Origin of the sequence: Reichenbachiella faecimaris (assembly GCF_900176375.1) — a bacterium.
In the GTDB taxonomy this organism is placed as follows: Bacteria; Bacteroidota; Bacteroidia; order Cytophagales; family Cyclobacteriaceae; genus Reichenbachiella; species Reichenbachiella faecimaris.
Map to the genome: position 1 here is coordinate 436,662 of NZ_FWYF01000001.1, position 21,605 is coordinate 458,266.

Consider the following 21,605-nt stretch of genomic DNA (forward strand, 5'->3'; position numbering starts at 1 on the left):
AATAACTTTGAGAAAACGTTCATTGGCTGAAATAATTGAGGAATTAGGTTATTAATTGACTTAGCTAACTGGTGCAATATTTATGGCATTTATCGCTTTCACTTCTGGAGCTACTCTTTTTATAGCTTCTTCGATTCCGGCCTTCATGGTCATGGGAGACATAGGGCAAGCCTCACAAGCACCCAAAAGCTCAACTTTGACAACATAATCATCATCAATATCAACCAGTTTCACATCACCACCATCAGCCTCCAGGTAAGGTCTGATATTGTTAATCGCTTGATCAATTCTAGCTAAAAGCTCTTGTTTTTTATCTGCATCCATATCGTCAATGACTTGATACTGTAAATTTAGTTCATTTGAACAATCTTTGTCTTCTCTTTTGAAGCATTTCTGATAGCTACTTGACGAGCCACTGACTGCGCCAACTCATTAAAGGCCTCTTCTGTCACTCCTTCTTTCATCACAGCTGGGTAGCCACTGTCTCCACTCTCACGAATGGACTGTACCAAAGGAATTTCTCCAAGAAATGGAATTTCATACTTTTCGGCCATCTTCTTTCCACCTTCTTTTCCAAACAAATAGTACTTATTATCTGGCAACTCTTCAGGAGTAAAGTAGGCCATATTTTCTACCACACCTAAAAGGGGCACATTAATTTGTGGTTGCTTAAACATGGACAGGCCTTTTTGAGCATCAGCAATTGCCACTTTTTGTGGTGTAGTCACTATCACTGCGCCAGTCACAGGTACTGACTGTACCAACGTCAAATGAATATCACTAGTTCCTGGCGGCAAATCAATCAATAAATAATCCAACTCACCCCACTTCACATCACTGATGAACTGCTTCAATGCAGAGCTTGCCATAGGCCCTCTCCATATAATGGCATTGTCTTTTGGAGTCAGAAATCCTATTGACAAAATCTTTACTCCATATTTTTCAATAGGAATGAGCATGTTCTTGCCATTCTCTTCTACCATGTTGGGCTGTTCGTGCTCACAGTCGAACATGGTTGGCATAGACGGGCCAAAGATATCAGCATCAATGATCCCAACACTTGCTCCTGTTTTTGCCAAAGACACTGCCAAATTCGCAGTCACGGTTGATTTACCTACTCCTCCCTTACCAGAAGCAACAGCAATAATATTCTTTACGTCAGGCAAAATCATAGACTTACTTCTTATGCTTGTCACATTAGAAGTCATATCAATGCTGATTTTTAATCCAAAAACTATTGGCTCTAGCGCAGCCAAACAATCATTTTTAATGATTTCTTTGAGTGGACATGCTGGTGTAGTTAGCACTACAGAAAAACTTAAAGCCTCTTCTGTAATTTCTATATTTTGGATCATTCCCAGCGTGACCAAATCCTTTTTCAAATCTGGATCTTGAACTTTACTCAACGCCTGCAATACTTCCTTTTCTGTGATTTTCAAGATTAAAAATGGCTTGTTCTACAATTTTTTGGCAAGTTAAGTGATATCCCTGTTTTTGTATCAAATAATCAAGCAAATTCGTTTTAGATTTGTAACCCATACGGGCAAAATCAAAATCCTTACATTTAGTTGATTAAAAATCAAACCATAGAAGAAATCAAAAGCAGGATGGACATCTATGAGGTAGTGAGTGACTTTGTTGCACTCAAGAAGTCAGGATCTAGCTACAAAGCCCTCAGCCCTTTCACCAACGAAAAAACACCATCGTTCATGGTGTCTCCTGCTAAAGGGATCTTCAAATGCTTCAGTACGGGCAAAGGCGGTGATTCCATTTCATTCCTCATGGAAGTAGATGGACTGAGCTATATCGAGGCTTTGAAATATCTCGCTCAGAAGTATGCCATTACCATCGAAGAAGATGAGGCTGACCCCAACTACTTGGCTGAGCAAAGCATTCGAGAAAGCCTTTTCATCACGCTCAATTTTGCGAAGGATCATTTTATTGAAAATTTGTGGGAAACAGATGAAGGAAAAAGCATTGGTCTCTCCTATTTCAAAGAACGAGGATTTAGTGAAGAAACCATTAAAAGGTTTGATTTAGGTTATGCATTAGATCAGTGGCAAGGACTGATAGATGCTGCAAAGACTGCAGGCCACAAAGACGAGTTTTTAGAACAAACGGGACTTAAAATAGTCAAAGAAGACAAATCCTATGACCGCTTTCGTGGCAGAGTCGTCTTCCCTATTCATAACATCACGGGCAAAGTAATTGCCTTTGGTGCCAGAACGCTCAAAAGCAATGAAAAAGGCCCGAAATATATCAACAGCCCAGAGACTGAACTTTATACCAAGAGTAAAATTCTTTATGGCATTTTTCAGGCAAAAAATGAAATCAGAAATCAGGAGAACTGCTACCTCGTAGAAGGATATACTGATGTAGTTTCTTTGAGTCAGGCTGGTATCACGAATGTAGTAGCCTCTTCTGGTACTTCATTGACAGAAGATCAAATCAAACTGATCCAACGCTATACTAAAAATGTGACCGTACTCTTTGATGGTGACAAAGCGGGCATCAAGGCTTCTATGCGTGGTATCGACATGATGCTCACCGGTGGGTTGAACGTTAAAGCGGTTCCATTCCCAGAAGGAGAAGACCCAGATAGTTATTCCAAGCAATTGGGAGGTGAGGCATTTAAGAAATACTTAGATAACAATGCACAAGACTTCATTGCTTTTAAAACTGGCATCTTTTTAAAAGATGGAGGAGACGATCCGATAAAGAAAGCTGAAAGCATTCGTGAGATTGTCCAAAGCATCTCGCTGATTCCAGATCCAATTCAGAGAACAGTTTATATTCAGGAATGCAGTCGTTTGCTACATGTAGATGAGGAAACACTGATCAGTGAAACCAATAAGCTGCTTTTAAAAAACAGTAAGGAAAAATGGGAAGCCCCAATTCCAGAACTACCTCCTGAAGCTTTTTCGCCTGATCAAACTGAAACCAAAATCAGTCGCGACGAGATCATTAAAGTTCAGGAAAGAGAAAGCATTCGTATGCTGATCAATTATGGATCTGAGCTAATAGATGGAATGGAAGATGGTGAAATGCATTTGGCAGACTATTTTATGGCAGAATCAGAAGACATCACTTTTGAAACACCCATTTACAATAAGATTCTTGAAATTTTCAAAGAAAATTTAGCTAAAGGTCAGATCAGTACCATCCAGCAGTTCCTTGACCATGAAGACCAAGCAATCAAGCAAGCAGCTGTAGACTTATCTACTGAGCGCTATGAAATCAGTACGAATTGGTCAGAAAAGTTTCAGATTAATGTAGCACATGAATCACAAACATTAAAAAATTCGACTTATACCAATATCTTGCGACTCAAATTCCGTATCATTCAAAAGATGATTGCTGAAAACATGGAAAACATAAAATCAGCGAGTGAAGAAGAGCAGATAAATAAATTTTTGAGCATCCAGGGAGATTTAAAAAGCATGGAAATGACCATCGCAAAAACCCTTGGAAATGTAACCGTGAAGTAAACCCAAGAAACATGCTAGACCCTGTATCAGAAGCAATAGAGGCTATTAAAAAAGGAGAAGTAATCATTGTAGTAGATGACGAAGACAGAGAGAACGAAGGAGACTTTATTTGTGCTGCAGAAAGCATCACACCAGAGATTGTAAATTTCATGGCTACTCATGGCCGGGGGCTCATTTGTACCCCACTCGTCGAGGAGCGTTGTGACGAATTGGGACTGGAACTCATGGTGGGAAAAAATACTGCTACTCACGAAACACCATTCACTGTTTCTGTTGATCTAATAGGATATGGCTGTACCACTGGCATATCAGCAAGTGATAGATCGAAGACCATCAAAGCATTGGTCAACCCAGATACGAAACCTGAAGAACTTGGAAAACCGGGACATATTTTTCCTTTGAAAGCCAAAAAAGGCGGCGTACTGAGAAGAGCTGGACATACGGAAGCAGCTATAGATTTAGCAAGATTAGCTGGCATGGAGCCTGCAGGTGTATTGGTAGAAATTCTCAATGAAGACGGAACGATGGCTCGTTTGCCTCAGCTAAGAAAAGTGGCTGACAAGTTTAAGCTCAAGCTTATTTCTATCAAGGATTTGATTGCCTATCGCATGGAAAAAGAGTCATTGATCGAAAGAGAAATCAAAGTAGATATGCCAACTGAGTGGGGTAATTTCAAAATGACAGCTTACAAGCAAATCAGTACCGGAGAACACCATCTGGCTTTAGTAAAAGGCGATTGGGAACCTAAAGAACCTGTTATGGTTAGAGTGCATTCGTCTTGTTTGACAGGAGATATCTTTGGATCATGTAGATGTGACTGTGGCGAGCAACTGCACAATGCCATGACGATGGTAGAAAAAGAAGGCAAAGGAGTAATCGTTTACATGAACCAAGAAGGTAGAGGAATTGGATTACTCAACAAGCTCAGAGCTTATAAGCTTCAAGAAGAGGGACTGGATACAGTAGAAGCCAATGAAAAATTAGGATTTCAGGGGGATCATAGGGATTATGGCGTAGGCGCACAAATCTTGCATGACCTTGGCGTAGAAAAAATCAAGTTGATCACCAATAATCCAACAAAAAGAGTGGGATTGATGGGATATGGCCTGGAAATTGTGGAAAACATACCAATCGAAGTGGATCCAAACGTGCATAACAAAAAGTATCTTGAAACTAAAAGAGATAAAATGGGTCATAGCATACTAAAGAATGGTTAAAAAGATTTTCGTATTTATTGCTCTTATTGCTCTTGGGCTGCCTTGCATGGCTCAGGAGTTTTCTTCACGTTTGTTTCATAAGGGTTGGCTGGTCACAGAAGATCAAGATACAATAAGAGGTGATGTGAAGTATGATATGGAGACCAATGCCGTACAAGTGGTCATTGGCAACCAAAAAATCAATACCTACAGCAGCAAAAAAATTCTTTACTTCGAAATTTATGACAACCTACTAAAAACCTATAGGCAGTTTTATGCAATTCCCTATCAGATAGAATCAAATTACAAAGTTCCGATCTTGTTTGAAGTATTGTACGAGGGGAAAACGTCATTGCTGGTCAGAGAAAAGATAGTCATGACGACAGACCCTTACAGTCAAGCTTATTTCAATGGCCCGTCAGCTACTTCTGAAAAACTTGCTTTTACCTATTACTTTGTAGACACTCAGGGGAATATGACATTATACAATGGAAAGAAGAATCACTTATTTGAAATACTAAACGAAAACTCAAATCAGGTCAAGGAGTATATAAAAGAGAACAAGCTTAAGACAGATGAAATGAGGGACATCGTGCGCATCACAGCTTTCTATAATTCACTTTAAACGTACCTAATTCTAGGTATTTTTCCGTAGTTCATGGATTAACATTGGTATTTAGGTTTCTAAATTCAATAGCTTTAAGAGATGGCTTATTTTATGCCAGATGTAAACTTTTAAAAAAATTAATTATGAATTTAAAAACTTTATTTTCAATCCTAACCCTATCAATCTTTATTTTCGGCTGTGGAGATGATGACGATAATGATGACCCTTTTGCAGGCGTTCCTAGTAGTGAGATCGTTGATGTAGATCTTAGAGATGTTACACTATCTGGAACGGCAAGTTCTTCTGGTGGTCGAATTTTAGCAGTAGGTCAAAAATGGTGGAAACAAAAAGTAAGTAAAGTGGATCTCTCTGGCGAATGTGGGGATAATGAAGATCAAGAGATTACTGATGGCTACTACTACGCTTTCTATTCTTCGGGAGAATACTATGCCAAAATTGGTAAAGAAGGAACTGCGACAAGGGTTGGCAGCTGGCAGTGGGTAGATTCAGAAACCAAAGAGGCCATTTTCATACAAAGTGTCGAATTTACACTCAGAGGATTGAATAGTGACGAACTTATTATTGCAAGTGATCAAAGTCAAGCCACTTGTACAGCTATCACCTGGGAGCAATTCAATCAACCATATACGGAGTAATACCCTTCAATATTCAAAAGCAAAAAAAGGAGAGCCATAGACTCTCCTTTTTTTGCTTTTGATGCTGAAAATGCTATTTCAAGAATCCTACAGTCATATTGGCAATGTCATGAGGTACGTAGGGTGCCAGATCCGATAAATCAATGAATTCTGATGTAAACCCATCATTCGCTGGCACTTCCTCGCCTGCTCCTAGAAATCCTATAACATCATCGAAATATGCAGGAGGGACTGCATTTGCTAAATAGGCATCGATTTCATCCTGATCTGTCACTCCTGCACTTTTGATTTCTGCGTCCAATACTGTATATATTGAGTAATCTTCCATCACGTCAGCAGTCTCCACACTTGAGGGTGGCAGTGCTACTTCAGCCACGGCAATATCATTAGACTCATCTGCTCTGGCTCTAAATGCATAATTTCTATCCTGTACTAGTTCTTCGCTAATGATAGTCAAATTTGGATGATTGGAATTGCCAAACACTTCCACGATATCTCCAGTCTTGATTACGGTCATTTTCAAGTTATTCAAACCTTCATCTAAGGGAATTCCTGAAATCGAAACCGTCATTTCTTGTGTATTGCCATCAGCCGACTCACTATAGTCCAATCGGTAAAATGTATCTATCAAATCTTCTCCTTCTGTGTGATCAAGGTAATAAGGATTCAGAATCGCAGTGCCACTCACTGGGTCTGTATTCCAAACCACCTGTAAAGCCAGATCCCCATCCTCATCTGTAATCCTCATTTCATTATCATAAGTTACTGAAGCATAAGTCACATCTTGGTTGAAATTAAAAGTTTTAGAAACTCCATCGTCTTCACTTTCTATGGTAAACTCACTGAGGCCAGCTACTTGAGCCACAGCAGCCACTTTAATAATTTCCTCCAGCGCATCAGCCGCATTCTCACCTACATAAATAAATCCCCTGAGGCCACCATAAATATCAGAAGCCGAAAGTTCTTGACTTTCCTTCACCCTTCCAGCACTAAGTCCAGCAGGATTACTTAACGTACTGGGAATATCTACTGTAAAACTATCTGGTAGTTCCGTAGATTGTAGATCATCCAATTGATCTTTTTCATCTGAGCATGCTAAGAAAAAAATAGTGCTTAATATGAGTAAACTGAGCTTTTTCATAGTTATTAAATTTTAATCCTTATCTTTTTTAAAATTATTAAAACTTTTCTGATGTCACCTTCATCATAATACCGAAACGCACAATTAACCGATTAAGTATTTATGAGTACCGCGACATTGCTAGACATTGCGATGAATCATTCGGAGAACATCATTGATCGTGCCAAACTTGGAGACAAGGGGGCATTCAACAAGCTGGTAAGTCTCTGGCATAAGAGAATTTATAACTTTTCTCTTAAGTATTTCAATGACCATGATCTGGCGACAGAAGCAACACAAAAAACCTTTATCAAGGTATTCGACCATCTGGGACAATTGAAGGAAGTAGAAAAATTCAAATCCTGGATTTATGTGATTGCTTTGAATCAATGTCGTGAAGAAGATCGCAAGTTTGGTCGTTTGTCCAAGATGTTTGTTTCCTCTGATGAAGTGAGTGAAGTCAAATACAAACAGGAACAAACAAGTAGTCCTGAATCAGATTATGTAAAGACTGAAATGAGCGATATAGTAACTGCAGCGATCAATGAATTGGGTGAAGAGCAGAAGGCCGTGCTGATCATGAAGGAATATGAAGGGTTGAAATTCAGAGAAATTGCCGAAGTATTGAACGTTTCTGAAAATACAGTAAAGTCCAGATTGTATTACGGACTGAGCCATTTGAAAAAAATATTAGAAAAAAGTAGAGCATTTAACGAGTCATACCATGATGGAAAATAAAATTGATGAGGCAAAAATCATCGACTATTTGTATGGTGAATTGCCCGAAGAGGAGATCAAAGAAATAGAAACCCTGCTGAAAGAAAATCCAGAAATGAAACTGGAAATGGCAGGCATGCAAGCCACACGTCTGGCTTTAGAATCTCTTGAAGATAAAGAAACCATCCCTCCTACTTATATATTCAACGATAAGAAAGACACGATTTCTTTTGTTCAATCTTCTGCATTTAGATGGATTGGATCTATTGCGGCAGGCCTTACTTTATTGCTAGTTTCTGCAGCATTATTGAACTTTAATATGTCCAGAACTCCCCAAAGCATCCAAATTGGATTTGGAGCTCTTTCCCCTTTGCCTGATGAAGAGCTGAACAAGGAAAACGTGAAAGTTTGGATGGCTGAGGTCATGGATGAATATGAAACTAGTACAGATCAGAAAATTGCTGCTGTACAGACCAAACTGACTTCTGAAATGGAAAGTCAGGATCAGAAAAACATAGCCTTGATGTCTAGCATGATGAAAAGTCACGCTGCTGGCACAGGTCAATTGATGCAACAATATGTGGCACAACTCAATGACGAGAACAAAGATATTATCCAAAATTTCTTTACCGTATCATCAGAGAAACAAAAGAAATATGTAAAAACAGTCATGGCGGATTTCAACGAATTCTATCAGAATCAGAGAAACTACGACATGCGATTGATTGAGACTAGCTTAAGCAAAATACAAAACAATCAGGATGTGAAGCAATTGGAACAAGACCAGTTGCTCGCCAGCCTGTACGACATGGTCAAAACTCAAAGTAAATAAGCACACGTATGAAAATTAAGTATTTGCTAATTGCAACAACATTCCTTATCCAAGGCACTTCTCTTTGGGGTCAGGAAATCGATCAAGAAAAGATGGATCGTGATCTCAAAATTGCTGAAGATGTGGTCTCCTCTCTTGTAAAAGGGGAATCTAATGATGGTAGGTTTTATGCAGCAAGCCCTAAGGCCAGCTATATCCCTGGTTTTGGGGTCATGATTGACCTTAATAGCTCGGGTAAGTTCTACTCAAATAATTTTGACCCTTCCTTCGACTTCAGATTTTCTTTTGACGAGGAGGATTTCAGAATTGATATCAATGATATGGTAGAACTTGAAATGCAAGCTGAAATGTTAGCCAGACAAGCTGAAGAAATTGAACATCAAGCTGAAATCATAGAAAGGGAAAATGAAAGAATGCTCCGTGACCAACAACGCGCATTGGAAGAAAAAGAACGTGCGCTAGAAAGGCAAATGGAACAACTAGAGCGACAACGCGAAAGAGAAGAAGATAGAATGAAGCATGAGAGAGAACGAATAAAACGAAGCGAAGTAAACAGAATAGTGATAGATACTGACGATGAATACACTTATCGCTATTCTTATAGTAATTCTGACGAAAATGATGAGGACGATAAAGGTCACAGATATGTAACTCGTGGTTATCAGAAGGATTTTGAAGATTTAAAGCCTTTATATAGAAAGGTCATGACCACTTTCTTAACTGATTATGCAGACCTGATTGGGCAACTTGCAGACAACGAACAAGTCATGCTTATCACTAAAGGTGGGCCTCAAGGGTTTGGAGCAGTTTATTTAACTTCTACAGATCAGGCAGGAAAGTTTAGTGCGTCTACCACAAGAAAAAATATTGCAGATTTTAAAGCTGGTAGAGTTTCACGAACGGCTTTTGAAAATGGAATCAATTTCGCTGAAAGCAAAGGAGAAGAACGAGTAGCTGCTGATCTAGAATTATTTTCGAGTATACTTCAGCGACTTTATAAAACTGATTTGGCAACTACCTATTATACTTCTTCACCAATTTCTTACGAAAGATTAAAAAGTTTTGGCGTCATCTATAGAATGAAAATGTATTCGTCTGTATCCATGGGCAGAGATAGTTATCGAATGCCGACACAGCGCAAGAGCAATCTTAGTCGAGAGGAAAGAAATAAAGAGGTCATGGCCTTATATCCGCAGTTCATCAGAGAGTTCAAAAAGAACATCATAGACTATGGTAAAACCATTAAGAGTTTAGCTGAGGACGAATCCATGCTTTTTCAAATCAGGCTTACAGAATGCAATAGCTGTGATATACCTAATGAAATTAACGTACTGGTAAAAAATCAAACGTTATTGGACTTGGATGCCGGCAAAATCAGCGAAAGTCAAGCCATTGCTCAAATTCAAATCAAAGAAGCTAGCTAGTCAAAAATTATAATTTTAAGTATAGTCTGGGGACGCCTTAAGCAAGCGTCCCTTTTTTATATCTCAAACATTTTGGCCGCTTGTTCCTCATTATTATCTACAGCTGATTTTTGCAGTGTGAAATCATTGGTTTTTATGTCATAGACATAGTCCTCTTTCAATTCCTGTTTGTTTTTGGCTATGTACTCGATGGCATCAAGTGCTCGGTCTAATTGACCATCTGTCATTGTGGGGTGAAGGGACATTCTGGCCCAGCCTGGTTTACCTGTCAGGTTTTGATTGTCAATTCCATCCGTTAAACGTTTAGACTGAGATTGATCCAATTCAAACAAATAATGACAATATGTACTAGCACAAGCCCAGCCACCTCTTATCTGGATACCAAATCGATCATTCATAATCCTAACCACTGCATTATAATGAATGTCGTCAATATTGAAAGAAACCACTCCAATCCGCTTGGATTCCTGCTCTCCTACTATTCTTACGCCCTCTATATTATTCATTCTTTTGAAAGCTTTGGCAACCAGTTCCTCCTCTCTTTTTTCGATCTCAGCAGTTCCCATTTTTTCTTTTAGCCGAATCGCAAGAGCAGCTCTAATCGCCTGAAGAAACCCTGGTGTACCGCCATCTTCCTTTGCCTCATCATTAGATGTAAATCCATATTCACCCCAGGGATTCGTCCAAGTCACATTTCCGCCTCCAGGTACGCACGATTTTCCGTTATAAATGTTCTTATCAAAAAGCATTACTCCACAAGCACCAGGCCCTCCCAAAAATTTATGTGGGGAAAAATAGATAGCATCCAATTGTTGCAACTCATTTTCTGGATGCATGTCGAGTGAGACGTAAGGTGCAGTGGCCGCATAGTCCACAAAACAATATCCACCATTCTTGTGCATCACTTCAGCCATTTCATGAATAGGTGTAATCACACCAGTAACGTTAGAGCCAGCTGTAAAAGCGCCAATCTTCAATTTCCTATCTGCATACTTGTCGATTTCAGTTTGCAGTAGTGCAAGATCTATTTTCAAATCTTTGCCTGGAGGAACGATCACTACATCAGCCACTGTTTCCATCCAAGAAACATGATGAGAATGATGCTCCATATGCGTGATAAAAACAATTGGACGGTCAGCATCTGCCAATTGAGGCATATTTTGCTGAACGCACAGTCCCAAAATTTGCTGCAAGCGAAGCACTCCACCAGTCATTCCTGACCCTGTCAACACCAGCATATCCTCTTCAGAAGCATTCACATGATTTCGAATGATTTGTTTGGCCTGATTGTAAGCTGTAGTCATCAGGCTGCCTGTCTTGTTCGAATAAGAATGGGTATTGGCTACCCAAGGACCAAATTTATTAGAAATCGCATCTTCTATAGGAGCATACAATCTGCCACTTGCCACCCAATCCGCATATAACATTTCAAAACTACCAAAAGGTGTATCGAAAGATTGGCTACAGCCAACGACGTTTTTTCTTATCTCATCGAAATTCATTGGATCATTGTTATTTGGATTGCAAATTTACACATCTAACTGAATGAACAAATTAATTGTAAGCCTTAGTCATTCCCATATAATTAGACTCGGTCTTGTCAGCTAGTTTTGTTTATTTTACCCCATCTTAGTATCACATATTTATCTTGATTTATTGAGCATAAACTGAAATGAGATTTCTGATCTTACTGTCTTACTTTATAGGGATAACTGTGTCATCTACAATGGCACAATCGAATCAGTCAATTTCAAGTATTGACAGTCTGAAATCCTTAACAAAAGTTTCAGCAGATAGCTCTTTGGTAGATATTTACAATGAGTTGAGTTGGAGTTATAGAAACATTGATATCGACTCTGCTATTCATTTTGCAGAACAAGCGCTCCTGCTTTCTAGAGAGTTAAATTACTTGAATGGCATAAATCACAGCTTAAACTACCTAGGTATTGCTTACCGAAATCGTAGCAACTACTCAAAGGCATTGGAACTGTTTTTTGAAGCACTCAAGTCTTCTGAATATTCAAAAGATCTGCAAGAAATCAGTTATACACTTATCAACATTGGCAACATATATATATTTCAAACCAACTATGAAGGCGCCATTGATTACTTCCAGCGTGCGTTAGAAAATGCCAAAATGATTGACAACAAAAACATCATTGCCTATTGCTATCTAAACATTGGGAGATCACTAGTGGGACTAGAAAGGTATCAGGCAGCAGAAGAAAATTATAAAAAGGCACAAGAGATTCGTTTGAATATGAATGATCTTGAAGGGATTGTTATTTCAAATGTAGATATGGCAGAACTGTACATCAAACAAAACTTGCCTGACAAAGCACTAAAACTGCTCACAGAGAATTTAGTAAATGTCAAACATCTGAATCACACCAGTACCTTGAGTTTGAGCTATATCAATATTGCACGTACTTATATGATGAAAAAGAATCTTGTATTGGCGAAAGAATATATTCAAAAAAGCATGATTCTAAACAAAGCTCACGGGCTAATAAATAACGAATCACAAGCTCTTCAACTGCTGTCTGAAATACTCGAAAAATCACAAGACTATGATCAGGCATTATCATATTTCAAACTGTATGTGGCTACCAAAGACTCCATTTTCAATGAAGAAAACACAAGGAAAATCGAGTCCTTGCATGCCCAATACCAAAGTGAAAAAACTGAAGTAGAAACCAAATATCTAAGAGAACAAACGCGACTCAATGAAGTAATTATTAAGCGTCAGCGAGCCATTATAGCACTAGCGATTATTGCCTGTGTGCTGTTCCTTATAGTCGCGATAGTTGCCTTCTGGTCTAGCAATGAACGCAAAAAGTTAAATGCTCAGATTGAAGAACAAAAGGAAAAGGCCTATAAACACAATAACGACTTGATTGATATAAATAATGAAAAGAATAATCTGATCCGCATTCTTTCTCATGACCTTAGGGCTCCTATCAATAATATTAAAGGTCTTACAGAAATTCATCAATCTGAGCATGAAGAATTTGGAGCTAAGGAAAACCAAACACTTAATCTTATAAAAAGTGAGTCTGACCGTATACTTTCAATGATTAGCAAGATCTTGAACGTAGAAGCACTCAATATTGAATCAAAAAAAGAAAATCTAGAAAAGGTGAATGTCATTCAGGTATTGAATGAAACCATTGGTAGTTTCGGGACAAGTGCCAAAACCAAACAAATCAAAATAGTTGGGAACTTTCCAGAACAAGAGGTAGCCATTTTGGGTGATAAAGTACACCTTCATCAGGTTCTCGAAAACCTTGTGTCAAATGCCTTGAAATTTTCACAGCCTCACACCACTATTACGCTTGGGTTAGAAATCGTAGGTCAAGCAGCTCAAATATTTATACAAGACCAGGGGCCCGGTCTAACTGAAGATGATAAAGACAAAATCTTTAAGAAATTTCAAACGCTAAGTGCCAAACCAACTGCTAACGAAGTATCCACAGGATTGGGTCTTTCAATCGTGAAAAAGTATGTAGAACAAATGAAGGGAAAAATTTGGTATGAAAGTGAACTAGGCAAGGGCACCAAATTCATTGTGCAATTTGCTATGGCCTAGGGTCTACTGAACCAGCAAGAACTCATAGTTATTGCAAGCATTGTAGAGGGTGAAAACATCCAAATCAGATCCACTGCTCCTGAAAAAATCATACGCTGCATGAATTTCACCTCCTCCAGTACCGAAAATTTCATCAGTGATAGCTGCTAAGTTTGTTCTTTCTTCATTGGTAAGATCACAGGGATAGTAATCATCCAAGGGGTCTGTACTTGTAGTGAATTGTATCTCCACTTTGTTATCTACAGCACTTACTACATCAAATTTTCTTAATCCCAATCTTAAATTACCATTTTCATCCTCATAATACAATCCCACAGCGTTCTCTGGTTGCACCAACGAATCCGCACTGCAAGCGTAATAAGCACTGTCACTATCAATAAAACCGTAATTAAAGGCAAAACCTGTTGCCGTTGGGAAGTAATCATTAATTGATCCTGCTCGTGACATGGAGATACCATCTGCATCAGCCACAAAGAACACATTCACACTGTATGGGCTATCTTCCATGGGTTGGAATTCAGTCCCTTTTACATCATATAATGTCTTGTACATAGTTGCACTACCAAGACCCGTGGACGAACCTGTATACACTGGTGAGTTGGCCGTGCCACCCGTACAAAGTATTTCTCCAGTTTCCGAAAAGGTAGATAAAGTCATTTCTGAAAAATTGAATGCTGCTCCCATAAAAGTAGTCTCCAAAGGTTCGGTCAGCACCAATTTTCCATCAAAAAACCCGTATCCAGATTCATGCTCTAGCTCAAGGGTATTGTTTGTGGCAGAAATATCCGAAGTCGTCACTCCCTCAGCCAAATTTCTTATGGTTACACTTCGCTCCACAAGATTCATTGACCAAAAAATAGACACATTCCTGTCTGTCAATGCGATTTGCTGCATAGGGCCAATAAATAGTGAGCTAATGGTATCATAAGCTAATAAATTCTCCGCCAATTCTCTTGAAAAAACATCTGAAGCATCAGCACCAGCAGGCTCTAAAGATATGACGGTTTGCTCACCATCATTATCTGATTTACTAGCAAACCTTAAGTTGTCTCCCTCCTTATCCACATAGTAAAATTCAAACTCAGCACCGAATGTGGATTGGTTTTGTTCGAACAAATAGTGCAGTACAGCATACGTCTCGAAAACCAATTCCAAACTCAGTCTGGTATCTATCCGATAAGAAACAGTTTGGTCGTAAAAATAATCGTTATCTCCTGGGACGTCGGATTGAATTCTTACCGTACCATCATCATTAAAATTGAGAAGAATATAAAATATTCCAGACTCAAGTGTTGGCTGATAATTGAGCACCCATCCGTTTGTCGGAGCAACCAGATCATCACGTAAATTACTAATGGCCTCTGCACTTCGTTCAGCCGGGGGCGTTATTTTTTCCAGTCCATTATCACATGATGAAAGGAAAACAATTGCTACAAGAAGTAATAAAATATTTTTTACCATAGTGATCATAATCTAGATTGTGCAGATGCTCTCAATTCATCCAAATCTATTCCAGTAGACCTCAGATAATGCTCTTTAATTGCATTTAATTTTTCTAAAATAAGCACTCTACCTGCATTACGATTTTCACAAGCAGCAGTAGTACAATTGTCTTCTAAAGTGATATAATCATCAATAAAATCGGCTTCTGCCATATAAAATGCTATGGTTTCGGCAAAGTCTTCATTTGGACTGCTTGTAGCATAAGGAGAAACAAAACCTCTCATAAGCGCATCTTCTTCAGTTAGATTGAACCAAGAACCAGCACTACTGTACCCAGATGCGGCTATTTCTTCAAATGCACTTGGTAGCTTGTCATTTTGATGCACAATATGAGCAAACTCATGATAGACAGTATGTAACTGTCTCAGCAACCATTCGTCATCATCAAAATCAATTGAATTCACATCCGTGAAAGTTATTCTTGCCCCTGCATCAGCTGTACCCAAGGTTACCGTACCATCGCCATTGAAAATCAACCCGCCTAAAAAAACCAGCTCTGCTGGCACGTACCTTCTGAAATAAGCTTCACCACCATCAACATCCGCATAAACATCTATCCAATACTCCTCAATCAAGTCTAGCATGGGACGTACTACTTCCAGCTTAGGAGGCGTTACTCTTTGGCCTGGATCCACGAAATTATCAACGAATTTGTATCGAATCGCAATTCCATATTCTTCTGTAAAATTGGCCTCTATATACTTGTCCAGATCTGTTTTGGCTTCTTCTACCCCTTGAACTGGCTCTTCCAATTTATCTTCTTCAAAACAAGAAGTAATTATTGAAATCATCCCCAATAACAACAAACACTTGCGCCAATACTTCCCACCCCCCATGGTAGATGATATGTTTTTCATTTTATCTTTCATTAGGTTCGAGCCCCCCTACTTCGATTGCTGACTTGGGTATTTGTAAGACTTTTCTATTATCATCTCTTTCCAATCTTGCTATAACTGAACCGTCAGGGCCACGATGATCTACCGCAAGCGAATATCTTTTGATATCAAACCATCTCATCCCCTGCCCAATAAATTCTTTCCTTCGCTCTAGCAACAAATAGTTTAATAGTATTAAATCATCTGTAAAGCTGGCATCATCGTCTGCATTAAAAAAAGTCCTAAGTCTTGACATCGTAAGCGTGACATCTCCTCCAGTATACCGCCTATCTGACAATACTTGCAGATCAGCTATAGCGTCATCAAATTGATTGTTATATATACTGGCTTCTACGCGGTTGAGCAGTACCTCTTCACCCCTAAAAGCCAAGGCGATATGATAAGGCGTTCCTACATTGGAATTGATGCTACTTCTTTCAAAAAGGCTTTCATATCGTACGGGAAACAGTGCATTTAGCCCCTTTACCCAGGCAGGGTTCTCTCGTTCATCAGTTGCATCATCAAAAGGATGAGTGGCAAATAGGGATCCATAATTGTTTTCATCCACCCCATAAGCAAAATCCGTTCTTTGTACCAGAGAAATTTTCCTGATGAGCAACAAATTACTTGGCAAGTCTGGTGAAGAATATAGCTGTGGATAACCTGAAGTAGAAGCTTTTGACGCTCTAAATTCCTCTGAAGTCATATCCCTGACAAATGCTTCTGGATTAGACCCCAGCAACTCGTCACTGTATTGTTTGCATCTAATAAAATCAGCTTTGTACAAATAAAACCTTGAGGCAAAAGCCAACGCTGCATTTCTGTTGAAATGATATTTTCCACTATTTGAATAGTAGGAATCATTCAACAATTCCAATCCATCTCTCAAATCATCTTCAACATCATCCAATACACTACGCACTGATGCCCGCTCATATTCGACAAGAAACTCCGTTTCTGGTTCAAAAATATAGGGTACTCCTGGGCCGGAACCATTATTACCAAAGTTAAACTCCTCTCCAAACAAGTTGACCAACATGAAATGGCCGTATGCTCTGGTTAACAAAGCTTCCGCTTTTATTGCATCCCGCCTCTCTCTATCTTCCTGATCCACCTCCAGCTCGTCAATTATCTGTAGCACCTCATTGGCATGAGAAATAGCAGTATAGGTTTGATACCAAAAAAATGCCGGCGTATCTTGATCATCAGGATTTGAAAAAGGATCATCCCAAACATACATTTGCTGATGCTCTGTCCGTAGCGTAGTACCTACTGTGTAGGTAAAATCATCTGACATCCAATCCGTAAAAGCATAACTGGCATTAGAATAGGCATTGGTCAATAATTGGGCTGCTTTGTCTAAATCATCCAAAGAGACCCTATTATCAGGCACCTCCTCCAAAAACGTGTCGCATGCCGAAAATACCAGCAGTACAGCCAACACAATATGGCTTCGCTTTGCTCGCAATAACGAATTAACACCTACTGGAAATATGTGAATCAGTTTCTTCATATTACTAGATACCAATGTTCAGTGTAAATGTTACCAGTCTCGGCTGAGGCAATGAAACGCCTCCCGAACTAAAAAATTCAGGGTCTTGACCGTTCAATGCATCATCAGAATAAATCAGCCATAAGTTCTGCCCTTCTACACTTAAGTTTATATTATTTAAACCTATTCGTTGAACCAGAGGGCCAGGAAGTCGGTAAGATAATCTCACATTTTTCAAACGAACGTAATCACCATCTGCTACTCGTAGATCGCTAAGATTGTACAAAGAATAACTATCAAGATCCTGTCCTCCTTCTCCAACTATGCTTTGCTCAAGAATGGCAGGCACATTAGTGATTTCCTCGTCGCCAGGCACCACCCATCTGTTGGCCATTTCTGCAGGCAAAGCATCAAAATCAGTATATCTGGCGTCAGTTTCAACAACATCGTTTAATCTGATTTTGTAATCAAACTTATATGAAAGCAAAAAGCTGAAAGAGAGGCCTTTCCAGGTAAACGTATTACTTAATCCGCCACTACCTCTGGGTTCTGTGGATCCTTCGAACTTGAGGGTTTCTGCTAAGTTCTCTCTGCTCTGCAAATCATATTGAAAAACTCGACCATCATTTTCATCATAAAATGTAGGAAAACCAAAATTAGTCAAGCCAGCAAATCTGGTAGAATACAACCCCCTTCTTGGGCCTCCAAGTACGGCGGCTCCATTTTGTTCCAAAGCATCTACTAACCTTGGTCCAAAATCCAATCTTGTAATTTTGTCTTTGGTGTATCCAATATTGAAATTGGTAGTCCAGGAAAAATTCCCTCTGGTCATATTCACTGTGTTCAAGGTGAATTCGAAACCATTAGATTCCATATCGGCAAAATTTCCCGTTTTTATACTTTGTCCTCCTACTCCACTTGTAACTACCTGGCCTATTAAATCAAATGATTGACGTCGATACCAATCGACTGAAATGCTAATTCTATTATCAAACAATCCCATATCCGTTCCTATGTTTAACTCTCTTAACTTCTCCCATGTCAATTCAGAGTTTGTTAAATCTTGTATATACAGATAAGGTTCCTGATCAGTAGGTCTAACAGTGACGTCTGCCTGGAGATTGAGCAGTGCACTTGCATCTGGAGGAAGGTTTCCTGAGATTCCGTAGGTAGCTCTTACTTTTAATAAATCTATGACACTTAGGTTGGACATAAAATTTTCACTATGCATATTCCAAGCCCCACTTACATTCCAGGTGGGCAGGTATCTTGCGTTTTGGCTCTCACCAAGTTGGTTAGAGCCGTCATACCTTACCGTAAAATTGGCAACATACTTCCCTTTGTAGGCGTACCCACCATTTAGAAATACACCTATAAATCTATCTCGCAAATTGTTTTGTGAGTAAACATCAATGTTCTGGGAATTAAAGAACTCTATGATATTAGGATCTGTTACGGCAATTCCGCCACTTTCATAAACTACACCTAGTCCAGTTGTGCTTTTTTCACTTCTATTGGTAAATCTGATTTCTTGCCCCCCTAGCAGATTTACCTGATGAATTTCGCGATACGTTTTAGACCACTCTGCACTAATTCTACTGAAAAAATTGAGCATGTCACTTTTGTCCAAGTAGTTGAACCCACCAATGGGCAAAACCACTACAGGATTTAGGCCTGGGTTGTCTGGATCCTTGTACAACAAATTGTTTGCATCCTGAATAAACTGTGTACTATTGGCTCTATAAGCTTCTGATTGATTGGAGCGTTCGTGTACGGTATGGTCACGCTGAGTAGATGCATATCTCAATTGCATCACTCCCTTCAAAGAAATGTTTTTTGTTGGGTTTAATTCAAAATCTGTTTGTGTAGATACATCTGTGACATTGATGTCTATAAAATTGTATTTTAATTCTTCCAGTATATTGAAGTCAGCATAGTTTCTTCTGAAGTACTCCAACTCACCATTAGCATCATAAGGACGAATGGATCTACTGGTGTTCAGGGCATAGCTCAAAGGATTAATATCAAAACTTCGACTGTATTTCCCTGTTATTGGATCAAACTCTCTGTTTCTGGTACCAGGAACTGTTTGATCTCTGTAACTGGCTGACAGTTTCAAACCAAAAGTAAATTTGTCTGATAAAAAATACGTATTGCGAGCACTGGCTGTCAACCTTTGTACTCTATCTGCTATGGTCTGGCCTGCATCATTAAGGTAACTGATAGAATAATAACTATTGGATTTGTCCGTCCCAGATGTAAAGCTGAGAGAATGTTGCTGTTGCAACCCAAAATCTCTAAACAACACATCAAACCAGTCTGTGTTTGCATTTTCGTATTGATTCAAAAATGATTCATTCAATTTCAGTCCTACTCCTGGCCCCCAAGGTATTTGGTGCTGGGCGATTTGTGTATACATCTTCCCCATAGCACCATAGTTCTGGGCTTTCACTGAAGTGGTGATATCAATCAGTCCTTTTTGTGCCATCTCACGATAGACAGACATTTCCTCTGCAGAATTGAGCAAACTGAACTGATTATATGTAGGCCTTAATTTTACGGAATAGTTGCCTGAATAATTCACCCGCAGTGCGCCACTCTTTCCTCTTTTGGTAGTAATCACAATGACTCCATTGGCCGCTCTGGCTCCATATATGGCAGTCGCAGAGGCATCCTTCAATATTTGAAAAGATTCAATATCGTCTGGATTGATATTGGCAATAGACGAGCTAATCAGTGTATTGGCATTACCCGAGATAAAATCATCTGTATTTACGTTGGACAAATCCTCCAGAATCACGCCATCTACTACAAAAAGAGGTTGATTGTTTCCATTGATTGAGGCATTTCCACGAATTCTGATTTTAGGGGAAGATCCAAAGGTACCTGAGACATTGTCTACATTTACACCTGCTACGCGCCCTTCCAATACCCGACTCACATCCACAATGCCTTCCGCCTTGATATCAGCCATCTTTAGATGCTCAGATGCGCCAGTAAAGAGCTTTCGATCTACCTCTTGAAAGCCATTAACCACTACTTCCTGAAGTGCTACTGATTCTTCTTCAAGTTTGATTTGAAAATTTTGATTTTGATTGGAAACCTTTATCTTTTGCTCCTTCATGCCCAGCATTCTTATCACCAGCACATCTCCTGAATTTGCCTGAAAGCTGAAATTACCATCTAAATCTGTAATCGAACCAATGCTGGTGTTTTCGATAACAACAGAAACACCCACCATTGGCTCGCCCTTCGTATCTACGACAGTTCCAGATACTTTTCCTGATTGCGCTAGCACTTGGAAATGCTGAAATAAAAAGAAACTGGCAATAAGGATGAAAAGTATTCTCATAAACCTATTGTACAAATGAAATTACTACTTAAGGTTTTGAAAAGGAATAAATAAAATCTACAGTAGGTTGACTATAAATAGTGTCACCATCTTCACCTTCTAGATCATATATTTCAAAAAAATCATCTATCTCTTCCTGTGTTGTATATACACTTCTGATTTCATCTCTTACTTCATCAGAAATTAACAATAAAGGAGACTGGCTTTCGAAACTGAGCCAAAGGTTGCTATTTTCATTTAACTGCACTTCCCAACCCTGATCATCACCATCAGTCGTAGTCAATGTAAACTCATCATCCTTCAATTCCCAGGTTCCTTCATCAACAGATTCTTCAAGTGAACCTTCAATCCCAATAGTCCTTACGTAAGTTCCATTCTTACTAATATCAAGCTCATAACTTTTAATAACTACCCCTCCAAAACTCAATGCGTTTAATGGAATAGTTGGTTCTCCAGATTCTGTATATCCAGGTCCCAAATTTATCAAACCAAACTCTTCAAGAGTCCAATTTCCAACAATATGCGGTGGCTCCTCATCGTCACTGCTACATGATGCAATAAAAAGTAAAGAGCAGGCTAAAAGTGTAGTTTGTAATAATTTTTTCATAAGATAAAATTTATTGGTTGACAGTATATTGATCATTTTAAATATATCAACTTAAAAACCAAAGACCCCTGTTCTAAGAATAAAATTTTGTCATTTGATTATTATCCATTGATAATTACGAATTACCAAGTTCTTGCAGCAAAACAA

17 protein-coding genes are annotated in these 21,605 nt (G+C 39.0%); 8 read left to right on the forward strand and 9 right to left on the reverse strand.

Features of this window, described 5'->3' with window-relative positions:
• Positions 1-60: 60 nt before the first annotated feature.
• On the reverse strand, positions 61-324 hold the full coding sequence (locus B9A58_RS01770) for a NifU family protein (RefSeq protein ID WP_084370709.1): 264 nt from the start codon (positions 322-324) through the stop codon (positions 61-63).
• Positions 325-350: 26 nt separating this feature from the next.
• A complete protein-coding gene (locus B9A58_RS01775; protein WP_084370710.1) occupies positions 351-1,439 on the reverse strand; it encodes an Mrp/NBP35 family ATP-binding protein in 1,089 nt (362 codons plus the stop codon).
• A gap of 129 nt (positions 1,440-1,568) precedes the next feature.
• Between B9A58_RS01775 and dnaG the strand changes: the two genes are divergently transcribed.
• From dnaG to B9A58_RS01795, 4 genes are all read left to right on the forward strand, one after another.
• Complete coding sequence (gene dnaG / locus B9A58_RS01780) at positions 1,569-3,488, forward strand: DNA primase (RefSeq protein WP_084370711.1); 1,920 nt, start codon at positions 1,569-1,571, stop codon at positions 3,486-3,488.
• A gap of 11 nt (positions 3,489-3,499) precedes the next feature.
• Entirely contained in the window at positions 3,500-4,705 is a 1,206-nt protein-coding gene (locus tag B9A58_RS01785) for a bifunctional 3,4-dihydroxy-2-butanone-4-phosphate synthase/GTP cyclohydrolase II (protein ID WP_084370712.1), read from the forward strand.
• Positions 4,698-5,309, forward strand: a complete 612-nt coding sequence (locus B9A58_RS01790) for a hypothetical protein (protein ID WP_139793707.1) — start codon at positions 4,698-4,700, stop codon at positions 5,307-5,309. The genes B9A58_RS01785 and B9A58_RS01790 overlap by 8 nt, the downstream gene beginning before the upstream one ends.
• Positions 5,310-5,434: 125 nt before the next feature.
• A complete protein-coding gene (locus B9A58_RS01795; RefSeq protein ID WP_084370714.1) occupies positions 5,435-5,947 on the forward strand; it encodes a hypothetical protein in 513 nt (170 codons plus the stop codon).
• A 73-nt stretch (positions 5,948-6,020) separates the two neighbouring features.
• Here the strand turns inward: B9A58_RS01795 and B9A58_RS01800 are convergent, their stop codons facing one another.
• Positions 6,021-7,088 carry a hypothetical protein gene (locus B9A58_RS01800; protein ID WP_084370715.1) on the reverse strand — a complete coding sequence of 356 codons (1,068 nt, stop codon included), beginning with the start codon at positions 7,086-7,088 and terminating at the stop codon, positions 6,021-6,023.
• Between the two features lie 102 nt (positions 7,089-7,190).
• Between B9A58_RS01800 and B9A58_RS01805 the strand changes: the two genes are divergently transcribed.
• From B9A58_RS01805 to B9A58_RS01815, 3 genes are read left to right on the forward strand one after another with little or no spacing between them, the layout of a single operon-like run.
• On the forward strand, positions 7,191-7,805 hold the full coding sequence (locus B9A58_RS01805; protein WP_084370716.1) for an RNA polymerase sigma factor: 615 nt from the start codon (positions 7,191-7,193) through the stop codon (positions 7,803-7,805).
• Positions 7,792-8,616, forward strand: coding sequence for an anti-sigma factor family protein (locus B9A58_RS01810; protein ID WP_084370717.1), 825 nt, complete (start codon positions 7,792-7,794; stop codon positions 8,614-8,616). Before B9A58_RS01805 ends, B9A58_RS01810 begins: the two co-directional genes overlap by 14 nt.
• Positions 8,617-8,624: 8 nt before the next feature.
• A complete protein-coding gene (locus B9A58_RS01815) occupies positions 8,625-10,040 on the forward strand; it encodes a hypothetical protein (protein ID WP_139793708.1) in 1,416 nt (471 codons plus the stop codon).
• A 56-nt stretch (positions 10,041-10,096) separates the two neighbouring features.
• Here B9A58_RS01815 and B9A58_RS01820 read toward each other — a convergent pair whose 3' ends face one another.
• Positions 10,097-11,542, reverse strand: a complete 1,446-nt coding sequence (locus B9A58_RS01820) for an aminotransferase class V-fold PLP-dependent enzyme (protein WP_084370719.1) — start codon at positions 11,540-11,542, stop codon at positions 10,097-10,099.
• A gap of 224 nt (positions 11,543-11,766) precedes the next feature.
• Between B9A58_RS01820 and B9A58_RS01825 the strand changes: the two genes are divergently transcribed.
• The gene (locus B9A58_RS01825; RefSeq protein WP_176214646.1) at positions 11,767-13,629 is read left to right on the forward strand and encodes an ATP-binding protein; all 1,863 of its coding nucleotides are present in this window, start codon (positions 11,767-11,769) and stop codon (positions 13,627-13,629) included.
• Between the two features lie 3 nt (positions 13,630-13,632).
• Here the strand turns inward: B9A58_RS01825 and B9A58_RS01830 are convergent, their stop codons facing one another.
• From B9A58_RS01830 to B9A58_RS01850, 5 genes are read right to left on the reverse strand one after another with little or no spacing between them, the layout of a single operon-like run.
• The gene (locus tag B9A58_RS01830) at positions 13,633-15,090 is read right to left on the reverse strand and encodes a DUF4302 domain-containing protein (RefSeq protein WP_176214647.1); all 1,458 of its coding nucleotides are present in this window, start codon (positions 15,088-15,090) and stop codon (positions 13,633-13,635) included.
• Positions 15,091-15,095: 5 nt separating this feature from the next.
• On the reverse strand, positions 15,096-15,989 hold the full coding sequence (locus tag B9A58_RS01835; RefSeq protein ID WP_176214648.1) for a putative zinc-binding metallopeptidase: 894 nt from the start codon (positions 15,987-15,989) through the stop codon (positions 15,096-15,098).
• A gap of 1 nt (position 15,990) precedes the next feature.
• Positions 15,991-17,520, reverse strand: coding sequence for a RagB/SusD family nutrient uptake outer membrane protein (locus B9A58_RS01840; protein ID WP_084370723.1), 1,530 nt, complete (start codon positions 17,518-17,520; stop codon positions 15,991-15,993).
• A gap of 4 nt (positions 17,521-17,524) precedes the next feature.
• Positions 17,525-20,851: a SusC/RagA family TonB-linked outer membrane protein gene (locus B9A58_RS01845; protein ID WP_084370724.1), complete on the reverse strand. Its 3,327-nt coding sequence runs from the start codon at positions 20,849-20,851 to the stop codon at positions 17,525-17,527.
• 28 nt (positions 20,852-20,879) lie between these two features.
• Entirely contained in the window at positions 20,880-21,458 is a 579-nt protein-coding gene (locus tag B9A58_RS01850; RefSeq protein ID WP_139793709.1) for a hypothetical protein, read from the reverse strand.
• Positions 21,459-21,605: the final 147 nt, after the last annotated feature.

Bases quoted from the DNA above. Each gene is read 5' to 3' on its own strand.
- B9A58_RS01770 (WP_084370709.1), bottom strand. From the start codon at position 324: ATGGATGCAGATAAAAAACAAGAGCTTTTAGCTAGAATTGATCAAGCG.
- B9A58_RS01785 (WP_084370712.1), top strand. From the start codon at position 3,500: ATGCTAGACCCTGTATCAGAAGCAATAGAGGCTATTAAAAAAGGAGAA.
- B9A58_RS01790 (WP_139793707.1), top strand. From the start codon at position 4,698: ATGGTTAAAAAGATTTTCGTATTTATTGCTCTTATTGCTCTTGGGCTG.
- B9A58_RS01795 (WP_084370714.1), top strand. From the start codon at position 5,435: ATGAATTTAAAAACTTTATTTTCAATCCTAACCCTATCAATCTTTATT.
- B9A58_RS01800 (WP_084370715.1), bottom strand. From the start codon at position 7,088: ATGAAAAAGCTCAGTTTACTCATATTAAGCACTATTTTTTTCTTAGCA.
- B9A58_RS01805 (WP_084370716.1), top strand. From the start codon at position 7,191: ATGAGTACCGCGACATTGCTAGACATTGCGATGAATCATTCGGAGAAC.
- B9A58_RS01810 (WP_084370717.1), top strand. From the start codon at position 7,792: ATGATGGAAAATAAAATTGATGAGGCAAAAATCATCGACTATTTGTAT.
- B9A58_RS01815 (WP_139793708.1), top strand. From the start codon at position 8,625: ATGAAAATTAAGTATTTGCTAATTGCAACAACATTCCTTATCCAAGGC.
- B9A58_RS01820 (WP_084370719.1), bottom strand. From the start codon at position 11,542: ATGAATTTCGATGAGATAAGAAAAAACGTCGTTGGCTGTAGCCAATCT.
- B9A58_RS01825 (WP_176214646.1), top strand. From the start codon at position 11,767: ATGGCACAATCGAATCAGTCAATTTCAAGTATTGACAGTCTGAAATCC.
- B9A58_RS01830 (WP_176214647.1), bottom strand. From the start codon at position 15,090: ATGGTAAAAAATATTTTATTACTTCTTGTAGCAATTGTTTTCCTTTCA.
- B9A58_RS01835 (WP_176214648.1), bottom strand. From the start codon at position 15,989: ATGAAAAACATATCATCTACCATGGGGGGTGGGAAGTATTGGCGCAAG.
- B9A58_RS01840 (WP_084370723.1), bottom strand. From the start codon at position 17,520: ATGAAGAAACTGATTCACATATTTCCAGTAGGTGTTAATTCGTTATTG.
- B9A58_RS01845 (WP_084370724.1), bottom strand. From the start codon at position 20,851: ATGAGAATACTTTTCATCCTTATTGCCAGTTTCTTTTTATTTCAGCAT.
- B9A58_RS01850 (WP_139793709.1), bottom strand. From the start codon at position 21,458: ATGAAAAAATTATTACAAACTACACTTTTAGCCTGCTCTTTACTTTTT.